General features: G+C 46.5%; 18 protein-coding genes. 14 read left to right on the top strand and 4 right to left on the bottom strand.

Translation table 11 applies throughout. The annotated features are described in order from the left end of the window. Window positions 1-22 precede the first annotated feature (22 nt). The 3 genes from IQ257_RS18745 to coaE all read left to right on the top strand — a co-directional run bounded on the left by IQ257_RS18745 (window position 23) and on the right by coaE (window position 3,864). Window positions 23-886 carry an EamA family transporter gene (locus IQ257_RS18745; RefSeq protein ID WP_193875317.1) on the top strand — a complete coding sequence of 288 codons (864 nt, stop codon included), beginning with the start codon at window positions 23-25 and terminating at the stop codon, window positions 884-886. Window positions 887-1,249: 363 nt separating this feature from the next. After that, window positions 1,250-3,259, top strand: coding sequence for a caspase family protein (locus tag IQ257_RS18740; RefSeq protein ID WP_193875315.1), 2,010 nt, complete (start codon window positions 1,250-1,252; stop codon window positions 3,257-3,259). Continuing rightward, a complete protein-coding gene (coaE, locus tag IQ257_RS18735; RefSeq protein WP_193875313.1) occupies window positions 3,256-3,864 on the top strand; it encodes a dephospho-CoA kinase in 609 nt (202 codons plus the stop codon). Before IQ257_RS18740 ends, coaE begins: the two co-directional genes overlap by 4 nt. A 38-nt stretch (window positions 3,865-3,902) precedes the next feature. Here coaE and IQ257_RS18730 read toward each other — a convergent pair whose 3' ends face one another. Continuing rightward, entirely contained in the window at window positions 3,903-4,664 is a 762-nt protein-coding gene (locus IQ257_RS18730) for a helix-turn-helix domain-containing protein (RefSeq protein WP_193875312.1), read from the bottom strand. 540 nt (window positions 4,665-5,204) lie between these two features. Between IQ257_RS18730 and IQ257_RS18725 the strand changes: the two genes are divergently transcribed. Both IQ257_RS18725 and IQ257_RS18720 read left to right on the top strand, forming a co-directional pair. After that, complete coding sequence (locus IQ257_RS18725; protein ID WP_193875311.1) at window positions 5,205-5,939, top strand: WecB/TagA/CpsF family glycosyltransferase; 735 nt, start codon at window positions 5,205-5,207, stop codon at window positions 5,937-5,939. 38 nt (window positions 5,940-5,977) lie between these two features. After that, window positions 5,978-6,202, top strand: a complete 225-nt coding sequence (locus IQ257_RS18720; protein ID WP_193875310.1) for a hypothetical protein — start codon at window positions 5,978-5,980, stop codon at window positions 6,200-6,202. Here the strand turns inward: IQ257_RS18720 and IQ257_RS18715 are convergent. After that, window positions 6,177-8,105, bottom strand: a complete 1,929-nt coding sequence (locus tag IQ257_RS18715) for an acetate--CoA ligase family protein (protein ID WP_228060823.1) — start codon at window positions 8,103-8,105, stop codon at window positions 6,177-6,179. The genes IQ257_RS18720 and IQ257_RS18715 overlap by 26 nt on opposite strands. A 577-nt stretch (window positions 8,106-8,682) precedes the next feature. Here IQ257_RS18715 and IQ257_RS30180 point away from each other — a divergent pair. From IQ257_RS30180 to proB, 8 genes are all read left to right on the top strand, one after another. Further along, a complete protein-coding gene (locus IQ257_RS30180) occupies window positions 8,683-8,910 on the top strand; it encodes a hypothetical protein (protein ID WP_228060822.1) in 228 nt (75 codons plus the stop codon). Continuing rightward, the gene (locus tag IQ257_RS18710; RefSeq protein WP_228060821.1) at window positions 8,825-9,514 is read left to right on the top strand and encodes an RRXRR domain-containing protein; all 690 of its coding nucleotides are present in this window, start codon (window positions 8,825-8,827) and stop codon (window positions 9,512-9,514) included. Before IQ257_RS30180 ends, IQ257_RS18710 begins: the two co-directional genes overlap by 86 nt. A 57-nt stretch (window positions 9,515-9,571) precedes the next feature. After that, window positions 9,572-9,784: a hypothetical protein gene (locus IQ257_RS18705; RefSeq protein ID WP_193875308.1), complete on the top strand. Its 213-nt coding sequence runs from the start codon at window positions 9,572-9,574 to the stop codon at window positions 9,782-9,784. A 104-nt stretch (window positions 9,785-9,888) separates the two neighbouring features. After that, window positions 9,889-10,695, top strand: coding sequence for a cyanophycinase (locus IQ257_RS18700; RefSeq protein ID WP_193875307.1), 807 nt, complete (start codon window positions 9,889-9,891; stop codon window positions 10,693-10,695). 170 nt (window positions 10,696-10,865) lie between these two features. Further along, window positions 10,866-11,447, top strand: coding sequence for a DUF3727 domain-containing protein (locus tag IQ257_RS18695; protein ID WP_193875306.1), 582 nt, complete (start codon window positions 10,866-10,868; stop codon window positions 11,445-11,447). 102 nt (window positions 11,448-11,549) lie between these two features. Then, entirely contained in the window at window positions 11,550-12,641 is a 1,092-nt protein-coding gene (gene mltG / locus IQ257_RS18690) for an endolytic transglycosylase MltG (protein ID WP_193875305.1), read from the top strand. 165 nt (window positions 12,642-12,806) lie between these two features. Then, window positions 12,807-13,370 carry a YqeG family HAD IIIA-type phosphatase gene (locus tag IQ257_RS18685; protein ID WP_193875303.1) on the top strand — a complete coding sequence of 188 codons (564 nt, stop codon included), beginning with the start codon at window positions 12,807-12,809 and terminating at the stop codon, window positions 13,368-13,370. A gap of 242 nt (window positions 13,371-13,612) precedes the next feature. Beyond that, window positions 13,613-14,728, top strand: a complete 1,116-nt coding sequence (gene proB / locus IQ257_RS18680) for a glutamate 5-kinase (protein WP_193875302.1) — start codon at window positions 13,613-13,615, stop codon at window positions 14,726-14,728. A 16-nt stretch (window positions 14,729-14,744) separates the two neighbouring features. Here the strand turns inward: proB and IQ257_RS18675 are convergent, their stop codons facing one another. Together IQ257_RS18675 and IQ257_RS18670 are read right to left on the bottom strand one after the other, a co-directional pair. After that, window positions 14,745-15,524 carry a tryptophan-rich sensory protein gene (locus tag IQ257_RS18675; RefSeq protein ID WP_193875300.1) on the bottom strand — a complete coding sequence of 260 codons (780 nt, stop codon included), beginning with the start codon at window positions 15,522-15,524 and terminating at the stop codon, window positions 14,745-14,747. A gap of 45 nt (window positions 15,525-15,569) precedes the next feature. Further along, the gene (locus tag IQ257_RS18670; protein WP_193875298.1) at window positions 15,570-16,124 is read right to left on the bottom strand and encodes a response regulator; all 555 of its coding nucleotides are present in this window, start codon (window positions 16,122-16,124) and stop codon (window positions 15,570-15,572) included. Window positions 16,125-16,449: 325 nt separating this feature from the next. Between IQ257_RS18670 and lipA the strand changes: the two genes are divergently transcribed. After that, window positions 16,450-17,359, top strand: a 910-nt coding sequence (gene lipA / locus IQ257_RS18665; protein WP_193933150.1) for a lipoyl synthase, incomplete at its 3' end; no start/stop codon positions are given.

The raw sequence follows: 17,359 nt of genomic DNA, 5'->3' as shown, positions 1-17,359 counted from the left end.
GTAATTAAAATCGATTTTTGCCATGGTTTGGTTTATTCTGGCGGCATTAACCGCTGTTTTTGAATCCCTCAAAGATGTTACAAGCAAGCATGGGTTAAAAAAAATTGATGATTATATTGTCTCCTGGTCGTTAATGATTTTCAGCCTGCCCCTGCTACTCCCGCTTTTATTCTTTATTGAAATTCCCTCAATCAATGAATCATTCTGGTTGGCTTTAATGATTGGAGGGAGTTTAAATGTCATCTCCATGATTTTGTATATCAAAGCACTGAAGTTGTCTGATTTATCAATAACGGTTCCTTTAATTACTTTTACCCCCTTATTCCTTTTAATTACCTCTCCTATAATTGTAGGAGAATACCCCACCTTGAGTGATGCAATGGGTATGATTTTAATTGTGGCAGGCTCCTATCTTTTAAATATTAAAGAAAAAAATAAAGGCTATTTAGCTCCGTTCAAAGCTATCCTCGAAGCAAGGGGCGCACAGCTAATGTTGTTGGTGGCGTTTATTTGGAGTATTACTTCCAACTTTGATAAAATCGGTGTACAAAATTCTTCACCGACTTTTTGGGCAATTGCCAACTATTCATTTATCGCGGCAGGTATTTTACCCATCATGCTATATAAATCTCATCGCCATTTAAATCAAATTCCGGCTAATTTAATCTCTTTAGTTCCGATTGGATTATTTCAAGGTGCGGCTGTGTTGTTTCAAATGCAGGCAATCGATCGCACTTTAGTGGCTCACGTCATTTCTGTAAAGCGCATGAGTGCCTTAATTAGCGTATGGCTGGCATACTTAATTTTTAAGGAGCGAGGGATTAAAGAACGAGCTGCTGGCGCAGCAACGATGATTATTGGAGTTTTATTAATTACACTTTTGTGAGAGTAAAAACGCTGAGGGCTAGAGTCGCAGCTATAGCAACCAATCTAAGAGGTTGCCCTAATTTGAAGCCTGGGCAAGAAGGCTGACAATTGGGCATCCGAATCGTTAAGATTAATAAAAGACTTGTATAATTTCGCAAAAAAGCACAGCAGATTGAATGGTTTGGTAGGTGTCTACCTTTTTTCTCAGATATAACGGAAGAAAATATCTAATAGATTTCAGGGGTGTATTCAAAAACAGTCATTCGATAAATCAGGGGAGTGAGCTAACTTGAAATTAGAGGCAGAATCCCCTTGAGCCTTTAGATTGGATGACAGTGATAGATAGTACAAATACTTGTAGAAACCTAGGGAAGCACAAAGCGTGAAGGCAGCACTTCTGATTGGGGTAAGCGAATACGGCTATGGGTTTCATCCCCTGCCCGAAGCCGTTAAGAATGTTGAGGCGATGCAGCGAGTTTTACAACATCCCGGTATGGGGGATTTTAATAAGGTACAAAGCCTTCTTAACCCCAACCCTCCCGTGATGCGAGATGCTATAGAAACCTTGTTTTCGGGTCGCACTGAAAAAGATTTAGTGCTACTATTTTTCTCTGGTCATTGTGTTAAAGATAACAAGGAGCATATTTATTTGGGAACGGGCATTACTGCGACTCGCCCGAGTAGCAACGATGGCAAAAAAGAACTGGTGAAAGCAACCGCTATTCCGTTGAATTTTGTGTGGGACATCATGAGCAAAAGTCTCTGCAACCAGCAAGTCGCCGTTCTCGATTGTCACTTCAACACGGTGTCAGCTCGCACGATCAAGGCAGGCGATGAAGACATTTTAGATCTCAAAACCCAACTGGGTGATAAAAGACAAACCTTTCTCATTTCTGCTATTTCTACCGAGAAGTCTTTGGAGCTGGAGAGTTCCCAACCCTCAGCTTATACCCGTTCCTTAGTCGAGGGAATTGAAACGGGAGCCGCCGATCTAAATGGTGATGGTTGGATTTCCATTGAGGAACTGCATAACTATGCTTGCAGTAATCTGAAGAAAGCCCATCCAGCTCTGACGCCAAGTTTATATGGCATCAATGCAACACCGACAATTCTGCTGGCTCGAGTGCATACCAATGAGCCAAAACAAATCTATCGTCAGCAAGTAGAATATTGGACAGCCAGTGGAGAAATTGCTTCAGAAGGTCGCTCTAGTTTGGATACCTTAGCTCGAAACTTGCACTTAACGGCTCAAGATTGTACTTCTATAGAAGCTGAAGTCTTGAAACCGTATCAAGAGTACCAGGAAAAATTGCAGAAATATAAGCACGCCTTTGCAACAGCGATTGCCAAAGATTATCCGATCGAAGCGTATGAGGAGTTACGGGATCTCAAACAATCCTTAGGGCTAACCGATGAGGATGCAGCACAGATAGAAACAACGGTTCAAGCCGCAAGAGCGACGGAAAAACCTGTTCCATCGTCAATCAGTACTTCTGTATCTGAACAGGAATCACCCACCCCTATTTCTAGTCAGCAGCAGGCAAAGGCAATTGCCCCTCCAACCGCATTTCCACCTGCCCCAGACTTTCCACCTACCCCTATCTCTAGCCAACAACAGACAAAAGCGATCGCACCTCCAGTAACGCCCCAACCCCAAGAATCGACTATCTCTACGGGTGATACGGTACCAGCCAGAGAAAAACAAGTACCCCCCCAACCCATTCCTCACGCTGCATCCGCAGATTTGGCTGACGAACAAACACCAACGGATAATAGCGAATCGAACGGGATACCCCCAACCCCTAATCCAGTACCGTCATGGTATCTTCAAACGCCAACGGCGCAACCCACAAACCCACTGACGACAAACTCATCAGCGAACCTGAAAGATACACAACCTTCTGCATTCCCTTACAAATCGGTGCTGTTCGTTGGCATTGGCAGTGGTTTAGCCACACTAGCCCTAATCCTGGGCATCTCTAATCTGGCACCCGTTGCACCTCCCACAGATTCAGCCGAGAGAGTGTCATCCTCACCCGAGCCTGCCTCGACACCTTCTCCTGCAGGCACCGATTCCGAAACGATTGGCGAGTCAGAATCTCAAAGTTGCTTAGTGATTGTTAGCGGCAATGTACGTTCCGATCCAGCTTCCTTTCGAGAAAATGTAGTCACTTCTTTTTCACGAATGCAGCTCCCTGTCACGGGCAGGCAGACAAAAGGGGGCTGGATAGAGGTGAAACTGCCCGACAACCGCACAGCTTGGGCGCACCGAGAGATTATTTTAGATGATGAGGAACTCGACTCTTGCCTCTTTAGCAATGGCGATACGATCGAGATCGTTCCTGATATTCCCCCTCCAGAACCGAGTCCATCTCCGTCGCTGTCACAATGAAGGAACTAAAAAAGCGTATTATTGGTTTAACCGGTGGTATTGGCACGGGTAAAACAACCGTTTCTAATTATCTGGCTGACACCTACCAGCTCCCTATTCTAGATGCGGATATCTATGCCAGGGAAGCAGTAGAGCCAGGTTCGCAAATCCTGAACCAGATTTTTAAACGGTATGGAGTGAATGTTCGGTTGCCTGATGGTACGCTCAACCGCCAACGCTTAGGCGAGATTATTTTCAACTATCCCACAGAACGGCAGTGGGTTGAGCAACAAATCCATCCTTACGTGCGCGATCGCTTCCAAGTTGAACTCAGTACCATAGATTCTGCCACAGCAATCTTGGTCGTGCCGTTATTGTTTGAAGCGGGAATGACGAATTTGGTAACAGAAATCTGGGTCGTTAGCTGTTCTCCAGAGCAACAGATCGAGCGCATGATAGAACGTGATCGCCTCTCCCCAGAACAAGCCAAAACCCGCCTTGATAACCAGCTACCCATGCCGGAAAAAATTGTTCGTGCTGATGTAGTTCTGGATAACGCTTCAACCTTAAATCATCTGCTTAAACAAGTCGATGATGCTTTAACGGGGAGCAGGGGGAATATTTAGCTGCTTAGTTATTACTGCCAGCCTGCACTAGCCTTTTTTTAGAACTCCAAACTTTCTGGAGTTAATGTCACCTCCTTAACATCACCAATAGATCCTAAAACTTTGGGTTCTTTTTGATTAAAAGAAATTGAGACAGCCCCGGCATTACCCGCCCGAATCGTTAACTCTTTTTTTACAGTCCATATTTTCTGATTTCCTGACTTTAAAGTGCCTTCAAACTCAGTATTTCCATCAACAACCACCCGTAGCCAGGATTCATCCTTAAGACTCACAGTGATTTGCACGGCTGAAGGAGTCTCAGAAACTGTAGAGATTGACGTTAGGGACGGGTTCGATTTGGGAGTGCTAGCAATCGCTGGGAAGCTTGGAATAGGTTGGTGAGGTTGAGGTTTTTGGGGTCGGGTGAGCAGATACAAGAGTCCACTTGCTGTAGTGATCAGTAATACAAAAATACCGGTTAAATAAAGTTGGCTTGATTTAGGACTAGATGGATAGCCAGTAGACTCTTGACTAGAAGAAGGACAGTGTTTGATCCGTCGTACATTTGTTGAAAATGCTTCGGCTAAAGCCGCGCCATCTTCACTGACGACATCTGCATAGCGACGAATGAAGCCTTGTATAAAAATTGGCTCCGGCAATTGGTCTAATTGCCCTGATTCCAATGCTTTCAACAACCGCAATGGAATAAAGGTTTGAGTCGCTATTTCTTCTATCGGGATGAACTGCTGCTCTCTAAGCTGTCGCAAATTCGCCCCTATTTCCTTGATCTGCTCCTCTTGAGCTGAATTTATCTGGTTCACCGGATTGCCTACAAAGAACTATACTTATCTTCACTAGAAGAAAATAGCATACCCTTCGCCTAGATTTGAACCTCTAAGAGCAGAGAATAATAGCTCTCCCGTGTGGGGTGTGGGGTGTGATGAAACGTCCTAGCTCCCAACTCCCTTTCTCAAAGCTACGGCTTAGAACGCAACTTGGTACTAAGTCTTCTTGAAATCTTGATAATGAATCGGCTTGGCTTGTCCGTATCTTTACAAAAATTGAGTTATCACAGAAGTAGAAAAGAAACAAAACGGTGAGTGGGATAGTTGAATACAGGTGGCTCGGTTAAAGGAGTAAGTTGATAAAGCAGCCTTGAAAATAGGCGTCCTTAGAGTTCCAGACAGTTTCCAGTAGAGTCCAGTAGAGATAGAGATACAGTAGAGACGCAGAGTTCTGCGTCTCTAACTTTTTGGAGTTCGCATCAACAGAGGTAATTTCAAAATTGCACTAGTATTTCACGTCCGGATCGGATAGCCTTCTTATTGTTACTGTGATGGAGGATATGCAAAACCTAGACTATGTTGGAAGCACCTAAGCAATTTCCCGTTATGGGGCTACCCGTTCACCTCTGCGAGGATTACAACCACTGGCTGGGAACTCGTCTCAATCAGAAAGTAGGCAGTCATGTGGTGACGTTGAATGCAGAAATGGTAATGCAGGCAGAGTACAACGACGCTCTAGCCGATGTTATCCACCAAGCAGAACTGGTAGTTCCCGATGGTGCTGGAGTTATTTTTTACTTGCTGCTTCACAGTCAACGACAGCAGCGCTGTCCTGGCATTGAACTAGCGGAATCTTTACTGCGACAAGCAGGGCAATTGGGCGAATCGTGTCCCGTTTTCTTCTATGGGGGCAAACCGGAGATTGTTCAAGATGCTGCCAGGGTTTGGCAAGAACAACTGCCAGAACTAGCGATCGCAGGAATTGAAAACGGCTATCTCTCAGCAGAAGCAGAACAAGACTTCAAGATAAACCTGGCAAAGCAGCAACCCAGTCTAATTTTAGTGGGTTTAGGGGTTCCCCGCCAGGAGTTGTGGATTGCCCAGCACCGACACTTGTGTCCCCAAGCCATTTGGATTGGTGTCGGCGGTAGTTTTGATATCTGGGCAGGCGTTAAATCCCGCGCCCCCGTTTGGTTGCGAGATAACTATCTAGAATGGCTTTATCGATTGTATCAAGAACCTTGGCGCTGGCGGCGGATGATGGCTTTACCCCAGTTTGCCCTCAAAGCGATTGGTGAGCGTTTTGCTTGACTTCTCCGCTACATCCGCTACCTAATCCGTCGCCACCGATGACTCATCTAAAATCCAAACTCCAAACTCCAAACTCTTCAATCCCCCAAACAGCAGCAATTATTCAATTGCGCAGAGTCACTAAAACCTACGCCAATGGCAGTCGAGGGGTGTTGGATGTCAGCTTGGATGTACCGAGGGGAGATTTTTTATTTATCACCGGTGCTTCGGGGGCGGGCAAGTCCCCGTTATATCAGTTCACAACAACTTCGCAATTTCCTTAAGATAAACCCGCTTAAACGGTTCGTCATGTCCAAGCCTGTACTGTTCCATCAACCCCCTACGCCGAATTGAAATATTATCTCCCTCCTTAACTACTAAGGTAGAGTCGTCAAAGATATCCCGCGCTAACATCATTTCCGTTTCTGTGGGATTATCCAGTACAACCAAGTTACTACCGTAGTAAAACATCCCATCCCGTTCCAACACGTCCTCCATATACTCAGTAATGAGCAAGTCAAGCTTGGGATTTCGCATCAAATTTTGGACGTTCGTGTTGTAATCTTCATTCAAGATTTTTTCAGATCGATTGATGAAGACGGCATCACGACAAACAGCACCGATTGTCCAGTCGGGATGTTGGAAAATAATCTGGTCAATGGTTTCCTGGAGTTCTTGCACAGAAATACGGTTGAACGTGATAATCGGTATCCTGGCATCGACACTGGACTCGTAAAAAGTTTCCAGGATAAGAGAGGGTACATCAACGCTTTCACCCACAGCAGGTCTAAGATGCATAGAAATACCCGGAGCTGCATTAATTTCGAGGATGGCAAACTCGCTATCCTTCCAGGATTTGGTGAGATCTCTGGCGATAAGGTCAATACCCAGGCAAGTGAGCCGGAAGTGCTGGGCAACATCTTGCGCCAGAATAACGTTATCAGGGTGAACGATGCGCGTTGCATCAAGGCTTACCCCTCCCGATGAGAGATTGGCGACTTTGCGAAGATAAACGGTGTGGTTTTTCTCAATTACGCTGTCTAAGAACAAACCCTGTTCATCTAGATACATTTCCATTGCCTCATCCGATTGAATCTTGCTCAAGGGTGAGGTGGGTGTATCCATCCGTGCTAGGGTCTGGTTTTCCCGCTCAATCAGTTCAGCAATTGTGGAACTCCCGTCACCAATAATGGATGCTGGGCGGCGTTCAGTGGCGGCGACAAATCTACCGTTAACACAGAGTAAGCGATAATCTGATCCCCTGATACTCTTCTCAACAATTACCCCTATCGGTTGCTCCTCATGAATGGCTTTGACTGCCCTATCAAAGGCAAATTCTAATTCCTCCGCGTTTTGGACATCAGCCGTTACCCCAATACCTTTATGACCAATCACAGGTTTTACGGCGACGGGATAGCCAATCTTTCGGGCTATCACCAAGGCTTCTTCTAGAGAAACAACGATATCACCCTTGGGTACAGGGAAGCCCAGCGTATTTAGAAAAGCCTTACAGTCATCTTTGCGAGTGGTAAAGTCTGAGTCTAGATGGCTATCGCCGTCAAAGGTTGTTGCTACGCCGCGAACCTGCTTTTTTCCGTACCCGTATTGCATGAGTCCTTCATCCCACAGATAAAAAGCGGGAATACCTTGCTCATAAGCAGTTCGCAGTAGGGCGTAGACCGTTGGACCTCCGTAGACAGAATTCCGGAATTGGTTCTGAAGTACCTTAATTTGCGATCGCAGCCCAAACTTTTGGTTTTGAGTAATCGTTTCAAACCAGTCCCAAACAGCGTATACTACCGAGCGCTGGGTTCTAGCATGGAGCGTTTGCACGCTAATCCTGACATCATTTCCATAGGGCTTTAGACTCCAGCGATCCAAATGCAGTCCCATATCCAGTTTTCCCACTTCTGAGGCTGTTTTGGCGAACAGATGGGCATAGGATTCATAGGTTTCATTGCCCAAGGGCGGGTAAACCTGGCTAATGATTGATACATAATCATCGATGGATCGGGGTGATAGATACCCAGTTAACGCAAAATCGAATACTAGCGCCGCCGTATCGACATAAGGGTTAGGACCGATGTAATGCTTGAGGTTGAAAATATCGAATGCATCGATCTTCCTGGCATTGACGCGGGGTGCATCAATGCTTTGATCTAGAACCAGGCTTTGCTCTAGAACCATTAATTCTCTCCCTTTAGCTACATACCTTTAGAGTCTAGATATTCAGCAGCGACTACCTAGATTGCGTGATTGCTGAATCAATCTGAGGGTGACGGTTACAGTGCAGCCCATAAATTGAACCTAACTGTATTGCAACGCATTGTCCTCTATCGCAGGGCATTATTGTTTTATCTTATGCCTATTTTGCGCCTTTTTCACTTTCATGGACTTCCAACTCAAACAAGATCCAGTTAGCTCTTGGAGGGTGGTAATCTGCCTACTCTTAATAGAAGCGCGATCGCTCCTACACAATGCATAATTGCATGATTTTGTCAAATATTGGACTGAACCGATACACTCTAGGTTCAGCTTGGCGATCACAACAAATCCTTTTAACTTCTATTAAGCCGCCGTTTTACACCATCAACCTCAAGAACTATTAGCGGTATAATAAGTTACATCTTTTGAAAGGTGCCAGAGAAACCCAAACTGTTGAATAACTGTAAGCAAGCCTTGAGGAAAAGGATTTCAATAACCTCAACCTGCCTAGGCAGGTTGAGGAGTGAGAAACCAGTCTCACTGAAACATTGAATAGCCCTTGAGCCGAATCCTGCCACGCACTGCCGGATACTTCTCTAGTCCGGCTTATCTGCAAGCCTCCTGGTTGAAGGCGTTGGGAAAGCCAAGCCATGTTGGGTTCGGTGGGCGAAGAGACAGCTACTCGCAAGAGGTTTATCACCATGCTACGAATTCCCGTTGTGTCACCAGACGGCAAGCCCTTAATGCCAACCAAGCCAAGTCGTGCAAGGCGCTGGCTTCGGGATAATTTAGCAGTAAAGAAATGGTCTGATGTTGGGTTGTTTTATATCCAGCTAACACAGCAACCATCTGGAGAAAAGACTCAGCCTGTTGCGTTAGGGGTTGACCCTGGCAAAAGCTATTCTGGGATTGGGATACAATCTCCAAGGGTGACGTTGTTTATGGCTCATCTAGTACTACCCTTCCAATCGGTTAAAGACCGAATGGAACAACGTCGAATGATGCGTCTCAAGGGTAGGCGAGGGTGGTGGGAAGGGAATGTTTCAATCACTGCCGCAGCATTTTTCGTTATTGTCCGCCCCCCAACTAGTCGTCGTCAGCTTCACTTGATGATTCCCTCTAAGGGTGGAAAACGCCGAAAATATGGCGGTACTACCACTAGGCATGGGTTTCGTAAAGGCGATGTTGTAAGAACACAAATGGCTCGACGTGTTTGTACTCGATGGGTTAGTGGTGACACACACAGACGGGTAAGCGTTTCTGATATCACCTGGAAACGTTTGGGACAATTTAGTGCATCTAAAGTCCAGCTACTCTGCCGCGCGACGGGGTTACTGGTTAGTGACTCATGTTACTTGTCAATGACTGGGATCTCGAACCCCAGTCATTGACCTTATTTCCTCCCCCGCCTGTTGCGCGAGGCGGGGCTATCCATAAGGAGTACTTTGATGAATAGTACAAAAATGTCTCTCGAAGATGAAGTTAGACAACTGGCTGAACAAGCTTACCACCTACACCTTATTTCTGGTTATGGTGAAGGTCCAGAAAGGGGTGAGTATCAACTTGTTTGTCAAGGCAAACCTAAGCATTTTTCCTATGAAGAGGCACGTTCGCTCTTAAAAAATATGCTTAAGGAGACGGACTCATCAGAGGAAGCTTAACAAAGAAACTTAAGCCCTAAGTAGCTGTTCATTTCCTTGGATGTGTTAACTGGTCTGAATCGTCATGTATTAGCAAATCAATTAACTGACAAAGAGAGGGTCATATGGCGTTAGAGGAGACACAAAGGCAGTTGGTGATTATCGGCGGCGCTGAAGACAAAGAGGGAGACTGTACGGTACTGCGAGAATTTATTCGACGTGCCGGAGGTGTCAATGCTCGAATTGCCGTTCTCACCGTTGCATCATCCCTGCCTAGGGAAGTGGGAGATGACTATATCCGAGTATTTGAACGGCTGGGTGTCGAGGATGTGCGAATCGTTGACACTGTAACCCGTGAAGATGCCACTTCCTCAAGTGCATTGGACGCGATTAAGAAGGCAACAGGGGTATTTTTTACGGGCGGAGATCAAGCTCGCATCACTAGTATACTGAAGGACACCGAACTTGCTCAAGTCATTCACAAACGGTTTTCTGAAGGAATAGTGGTGGGAGGCACAAGCGCGGGAGCAGCGGTGATGCCTGATGTCATGATTGTTGAAGGGGACGCTGATACTAATCCTCGCATTGAGATTGTGAAAATGGAGCCTGGTATGGGTTTCCTTCCAGGAGTGGTCATTGACCAGCATTTTTCACAGCGTGGACGTATTGGACGTTTAATCTCAGCATTGGCACAGCAGCCAGCCGTCTTAGGATTTGGCATTGACGAGAATACCGCGATGGTCGTGAATGGGCACCAATTTGAAGTCGTTGGGGAAGGCGCTGTCACCGTTATCGATGAGTCAGAAATTACTCATAGCAATATGAAGGAAGTCTTAAGGGATGAGGACTTAGCGATTTGCGGAGCCAGACTTCATATTCTCCCTGGGGGATACAAATTTGACCTAAAAACTCGAACGCCTATTGTTCAGTAATAGTTCCGACTAGTCTGTCTTGATGCAGCATTCGGACAATTCCGGAGCATCCTCAAGTCAGATTCCTGCTCCATGATATGATGACAAGCGTCCTGCTTCCCAGCGTATTATCACAATGGAGGTTGGCGCTTTCTATTTACCCTTGGAGCATAAACAGCAGCATATCTGCCATGTTCTCATCTGAATTTCCCCACGAGAATGGGCAATCCGATACCAATAACGTTACGCTAACCGATGAAGCAGGGCGATCGCTCTCCTGCTACATCGAACACTCCTTAGAAGTAGAAGGGACTGAATATCTTCTCCTCTTACCCGTAGACTCCCCAGTCGAAATCGTCGCTTGGGACGAAGAGGAAGAGGAAGATTTCGCCGATGCTACTTTAATTCAAGGCGAGGAAGAGATTGACGTGATCTTCTCTGATGCCCAGGCTGTTCTAGCCGAGCAAAACCTGACTCTCAAGCGTACTGCCTTCACCCTGACAGTGGCTGGTGAAATTCCCCCCGTAGACGAGGAGGAAATTCTCACCATTGAAATAGAGGAGGAGGAGGATACCGAACTAGAGCCAGAGCAGTTTCAACTACTTGCTAGCTTCTATCACGAAGAACAGGAGTACGGAATTTACACTCCCCTTGATCCCCTGCTATTCTTTGCCCAGAGAAATCAAGCAGGTCAACTCGAACTACTTTCCCCAGAACAATTTGAGAAGGTACAGCCGCTATTGGAAGAATTGTTATTCGATGAACTGGAGTGAGCGAGAGATGTGGGAATTGAGATTTTACCGTGAAGCTAGAACTTGTCAAAGAACCGTTAAGGGACTGAGTGATAACGGCAATTTTGAAGTACTCTGATGCAGATGAAAACGGTTCAACAAATCTCAAAGTGGTCTTATTATCTTGCCCTGCTGCCAGTAACTCTGGGGTTGTGTCTCTGGCAGGGTTGGGCTTGGTGGAGTTGGGTGCAGTCGCCCCCTACTCTAGACCGTCCTTCAAACTCCCAAGTAGACAAAGCCGTACAAATTGAAATTCCCTCAGGAACAGCAGCACAGCAGATCGGTCGTGATCTCGAGTCAGTCGGTTTGATTCGCTCGGCAAATGCCTGGAGACTCTGGACGTATTGGCTGAAATTGCACGATCGCGAAGGCGGGTATAAAGCCGGAACCTACCGACTCTCGCCCACTCAACCCCTATCAGACGTTGCTGATAAAATTTGGACGGGTGAAGTGATGCAACTATCCTTCACCATCCCTGAAGGTTGGTCAATCCAGCAAATGGCAACTTATTTTGAATCCCTCGGATATTTCAAAGCCCAAGACTTTCTAGGGGCTGCTAGTCAGATTCCTCGAAACCAGTATCCCTGGTTGCCCAATGACTTGCCCCACCTAGAAGGCTATTTGTACCCGGATACCTATCAATTGCCCAGCGATCGCGTTTCCCCCCAACAAGTCATCCAACAAATGCTCAAACGGTTTGAGCAAGTGGCACTGCCAGTGTACGAGCAAGCACAAAACCAAACCCAACTGAGTCTGAATCAATGGGTTACGTTAGCCAGTGTGGTGGAAAAAGAAGCCGTTGTTGCTCAAGAACGCCCCCTCATTGCGGGTGTGTTTACTGCCCGTTTAGAGCGCGGCATGAAACTCGAATCTGATCCAACAGTAGAGTACGGTTTGGGTATTCGACAAACGGCTGACCAACCCTTGACCTACGCTCAGGTAGAAACACCCTCACCCTACAATACCTATCTCAATCCTGGACTGACTCCTACTCCAATTGGTAGTCCAGGTTTAGAAAGCTTAAAAGCAACACTCAATCCTGAAAAAACTGATTATCTCTTTTTCGTCGCTCGCTACGATGGCACTCACGTTTTTAGTAGAACTCTCGAAGCTCACGAAGCCGCTAGAGATGCCATTCGCCAACAGCGGAACGCTCAAAAGCAGGAATCTCCCTAACTGCACGGGATGACAGTTACCCTTTATGAAAAAAAGTTTGATTATCGGCACAGGCTACCTGTGACTTCATCCCGGCAACTGCCATGACTACGGCTGCTACCCTATAACAAGGGGCAAAACGGTCAGAAGGTAAGGAAAATACTAATCAATTACTGATAACTGCTTATGTCTTGGGTATCGAATTTACAGCCTGACTTAGTGCTAGGAGGTTCTATTATGAGTCTGACTCAGGACATCTTGCAGCACTACCAGCTTAAGGGTCTAATTCTGGATGTGGATGAAACCTTGGTGCCGATGAAATCTAGTCAGGCATCTGAGGAACTGATGCAATGGGTAGAACAAACCCGATCCGTCGCGTCATTGTGGTTAGTGAGCAACAATCTCAGCGAGGCTCGGATTGGCAGTATTGCCAGAGCGCTGAACCTGCCCTACATCTTTGGCGCTGGCAAACCGTCCCGGCGCAAGTTAAAAACGGCAGCCGATGCTATGAATTTATCCGTGGAACAGGTGGGGATGGTAGGCGATCGCTTATTTACCGATGTCTTGGCAGGCAATCGTTTAGGCATGTTCACCATTCTCGTCGAACCCATGGTTGAGCCGACTGCCAATGAACTTTGGTCTCCGATCCGGGATTTTGAAGTCTGGATATCTGAAATCTTGGGGGTTTCGATCCTAGGCAAGCAACAAAACTACATAAATTCTGATAAATCAAGACAAACTGAAATATAAAGAAAACATTAAGAACGAAATGACTCATAGAAATGTATGAGAATCTTAATATTAGTTCAAATGGGGTCAGCCAATATAAAGACCCTAATTATAAAAAAATAGCCATCATTTCATTCATTGAGAGCGCCCAGCCTCCTATTACAGAGGAACTAGGCGCTCTATCATTTGGGTAGTGAGTCATTAGTCTTTTGTCCTGTGTTGCAACTAATGACCAATGACCAACGACTAATGACCCATGACTAATGACTACTAAAACCCTTGTTGTCAAAGTTGGCACCTCTAGCCTAACTTACCCCGAAACTGGTCAGTTGGCACTCTCGACGATTGCCATGGTGGTTGAAACCCTAACGCGGTTGCGCTCCTCCGGTTATGGTGTTGTACTAGTCACCTCCGGCGCTGTGGGAGTTGGTTGTACACGGTTGGGATTGAAGTCACGCCCTCAGACAGTAGCCCTCAAACAGGCAGTGGCGGCTGTGGGGCAAGGACGACTGATGCGAGTCTATGACGATTTGTTTACAAGTCTCCAGCAACCGATTGCCCAGATTCTCTTAAGTCGCCGGGATTTTGTGCAGCGCAGTGGCTATGTCAATGCCTTTGCCACGTTTCGGGAACTGCTGCAACTGGGGGTGATTCCGGTGGTGAATGAAAATGATACCGTAGCAGTGGAAGAGCTAAAGTTTGGCGATAATGATACCCTATCGGCGCTAGTAGCAAGTTTGATCGAAGCGGACTGGTTGTTTTTATTAACCGATGTAGACCGGTTGTATTCGGCAGATCCGCGATTGGTGCCGGATGCTCAACCAATTAGCTTAGTCAGCCGGATTGAGGAGTTAGCTGAACTGCAAATACAAACTGGCGAATCCGGTTCTCAATGGGGAACGGGTGGGATGGTTACTAAAATTGCTGCCGCTCGAATTGCCACGAGTGCGGGAGTGAGAACCGTCATTACAGAAGGACGACGTCCGGAAACGATTGAAAAAATCTTGCAGGGAGAACCCCTAGGCACTCAGTTTGAACCCCAGCCCCGCACTGAGAATGCTCGTAAGCGCTGGATTGCTTATAGTTTGGTGCCTGCTGGCAAACTCTATCTGGATAATGGAGCAGTAACAGCTATTTGTCAGATGGGTAAGTCACTCTTAGCTGCTGGGATTATGGCAATTGAGGGAAACTTTAACGCATCTGACGCTGTACAGCTTTGTAACAATAGTGGTGTGGAAATTGCCAGAGGGTTGGTGAACTATAGCAGCAATGAACTCCAGCAGATTCGGGGGCGCAAATCAGAGGAAATTCCTGCCATTTTGGGTTATGTGGGGGCGGAAACAGTGGTGCATCGAGATAATTTAGTTTTGAGTAGCTAAACTAAGCTCTTATACGTTATGTGCTATTGACAGAATTTTTCAAAAACGAAAATAAAAGCAGCGCGATCGCTAATCCCCCGGCTGTTCCCGAAATCAGCACCGTATCAATATGGCGCACGGCAATGGCGACAAATGCCCAGACGATAACAAGGGAAAACGCCAGATCCTGTCGCTGGGCGATCGCGGTTGCCGTAATAGCCGCAGCAACAAACAGTGCGATCACTGTCCAGCTTTGAGGATCGATCCCCCATCCATTCCAGTCTAAGTCGTAGAGTGCGATCGCCACATTCAGAATCGTTGCCACGCTAATCCACGCCAAGTAGATACTCAAGGGAATATGAACATACCACTTTTTTTGCCGAGATACTCGTCTCGAACCAATCCCCAACCGCAGGTAAATCCCAATCAGTGGCAGCAAAATCCCCAGCATCGCCACCACCGAAAGTACAAACCGTTGATACTGGAAAAGAAACACCCAAGCAATCTGGGCTAAACTCGCCACTACCAAAAGATAGCTTACCCGACGCAGGCAGGCATCGTGTCGTTGGGCAGGCAAGATTTGATAGATACCAAAGGTGATTAAACCCAGATAAATAATTCCCCAAATCGCAAAGGCATAATTAGCTGGAGTAATTTGAACTTCCCTGAAAAGAGTATTAGAAATTTCTCCAATACTCAGTCCACTGGGAGGAGCAACATTTGCCCAAACATTAATACCAAACGCAGCCAGGATAGCGAACAAGTTGAGGAATTGTCTCAGGACATCTTGATTGAGGTATTGGGTCAACGATTTCATACTCTAGCCGAGACTTCCCCTCGGCTTACAAACTTACACGTCACGCTACTTTAATTTGTTTTTGATGAACCCCACAATTTGGGATAACTGCTTCTTCAAGTTATCAATTTCTGCCTGCATATGGTCAATTCTGGCATTGAGTTCTTGAATTTCTACAGCCGATGCACCAGACACGTCAGTAGCGGCAGTAGAACTAGCGGCTATTGGTGGCGTCACGGGACGGCGTCTCGCCTTCTCCATTGCTTCCTTGATGGCATCAACGAGCTGTTTCTTCTCAAAGGGCTTTTCAACAAAGGCAAAATATTCAAACGGTTCGGGAATTTTTTCAGTGACTTCTTCCTTGCGACCTGACATTAATACCAAAGGAATAGTCTGGAGATCGCTATGAATTTGAATCTGCTGAAATACATCCCAACCGCTCATTTTTGGCAGTAAAAAATCTAGCATGATCAGATTGGGATGTTCCTGCTGAATTAAATTCAGTCCTTCAATACCATCCTTAGCTTCTAGTACTTCACAATTCCCCGGAGGCAGCATCTCTCGAACGCGCATCCGAATAACCTTACTGTCATCGATTACCAGGATTTTATGGGTTGTCACGACGAACTCCTTTGGAGAGGTAAAATAAAAATTTCCAGGTATTCACACAGAGGATTGTCAAAACTTAGCTAACCCAGATTAAAAAACACCAGGCTTACCAGACGAGAGTTTTCTGTGTCTGTTAACCGTGATACAAATAGCGCTCGACACCCTTAACTCGCTGCAACTTTGAGATCGAACCCAAAAGTAATGTGTGTGCATGACTCTAGAGTAATCCGCAGTGCTTGATAAGAGCAAAAAAATCGGTAAAATCAGACCCAGCGTTAAATGCTTTAACATTTATCGTAGCGAGTAGTCCTCGTCTAGTTAGTGTCTGAGGATCAATATGGATTTGCCGACCGAAACCAACCCGCTTGCAAGTTCCCCGCCTGAACGAGAGCAATGGCGTTCAGAAGTGGTTGCCCTGCCACAGTGGTTACGGCGGTCAATAGGCAAAGCCAATGACATCTCTACAGTACAGCGCATCATCAAACAACGGCAAATTCACACCATTTGTGAAGAAGGGCGCTGTCCTAACCGAGGTGAGTGCTATGCCAATAAAACTGCGACATTTTTGCTGATGGGTCCGACTTGCACCCGTACCTGTGCCTTTTGTCAAGTAGACAAGGGACACGCCCCCATGCCCCTCGACCCAGAAGAACCCCGAAAAGTAGCGGAATCGGTGCAACTATTGGGCTTGCGTTACGTGGTGCTGACTTCCGTGGCGCGAGATGATCTGGTAGATCAAGGTGCGGGTTGGTTTGTAGCAACAATGGATGCGATTCGGCAACTCAACCCAGGAACCCAGATTGAAGTCCTAACGGCAGACTTTTGGGGTGGGAACGGTGATGGGAATCAAACCCCAAGCGATTTACAACGCCAACGGGTAGCAACGGTAGTGAAGGCTCATCCCGCTTGCTACAACCACAATATTGAAACAGTAAGACGGCTGCAAGGACGGGTGCGACGGGGTGCTCAGTACGATCGCTCACTAAAGGTTCTCCGTCTAGTTAAAACCCTCAACCCCACTATTCCCACCAAATCAGGCTTAATGCTGGGACATGGGGAAACAGAGACTGAAGTGATCGCAGCGATGGAGGATTTACGGAATGTTGGATGCGATCGCCTCACCCTAGGGCAGTATATGCGCCCCTCCCTGGAACACCTGCCTGTGCAAAAATACTGGACACCAGAAGAATTCGACTACCTCGGAGCGATCGCCCAAGAGATAGGCTTTTCCCTCGTCCGTTCTGGTC

The organism is Coleofasciculus sp. LEGE 07092 (assembly GCF_015207375.1).
Classification (GTDB): domain Bacteria; phylum Cyanobacteriota; class Cyanobacteriia; order Cyanobacteriales; family Coleofasciculaceae; genus LEGE-07092.
The sequence above is the reverse complement of the archived record's forward strand: the minus strand, read 5'-3'. Positions and strand labels throughout refer to the sequence as shown.

Bases quoted from the DNA above. Each gene is read 5' to 3' on its own strand.
- IQ257_RS18745 (WP_193875317.1), top strand. From the start codon at position 23: ATGGTTTGGTTTATTCTGGCGGCATTAACCGCTGTTTTTGAATCCCTC.
- IQ257_RS18725 (WP_193875311.1), top strand. From the start codon at position 5,205: ATGTTGGAAGCACCTAAGCAATTTCCCGTTATGGGGCTACCCGTTCAC.
- mltG (WP_193875305.1), top strand. From the start codon at position 11,550: ATGAAAACGGTTCAACAAATCTCAAAGTGGTCTTATTATCTTGCCCTG.
- proB (WP_193875302.1), top strand. From the start codon at position 13,613: ATGACTACTAAAACCCTTGTTGTCAAAGTTGGCACCTCTAGCCTAACT.
- IQ257_RS18705 (WP_193875308.1), top strand. From the start codon at position 9,572: ATGAATAGTACAAAAATGTCTCTCGAAGATGAAGTTAGACAACTGGCT.
- IQ257_RS18675 (WP_193875300.1), bottom strand. From the start codon at position 15,524: ATGAAATCGTTGACCCAATACCTCAATCAAGATGTCCTGAGACAATTC.
- IQ257_RS18700 (WP_193875307.1), top strand. From the start codon at position 9,889: ATGGCGTTAGAGGAGACACAAAGGCAGTTGGTGATTATCGGCGGCGCT.
- IQ257_RS18715 (WP_228060823.1), bottom strand. From the start codon at position 8,105: ATGGTTCTAGAGCAAAGCCTGGTTCTAGATCAAAGCATTGATGCACCC.
- IQ257_RS18695 (WP_193875306.1), top strand. From the start codon at position 10,866: ATGTTCTCATCTGAATTTCCCCACGAGAATGGGCAATCCGATACCAAT.
- IQ257_RS18710 (WP_228060821.1), top strand. From the start codon at position 8,825: ATGCTACGAATTCCCGTTGTGTCACCAGACGGCAAGCCCTTAATGCCA.
- coaE (WP_193875313.1), top strand. From the start codon at position 3,256: ATGAAGGAACTAAAAAAGCGTATTATTGGTTTAACCGGTGGTATTGGC.
- IQ257_RS18720 (WP_193875310.1), top strand. From the start codon at position 5,978: ATGACTCATCTAAAATCCAAACTCCAAACTCCAAACTCTTCAATCCCC.
- IQ257_RS18685 (WP_193875303.1), top strand. From the start codon at position 12,807: ATGTCTTGGGTATCGAATTTACAGCCTGACTTAGTGCTAGGAGGTTCT.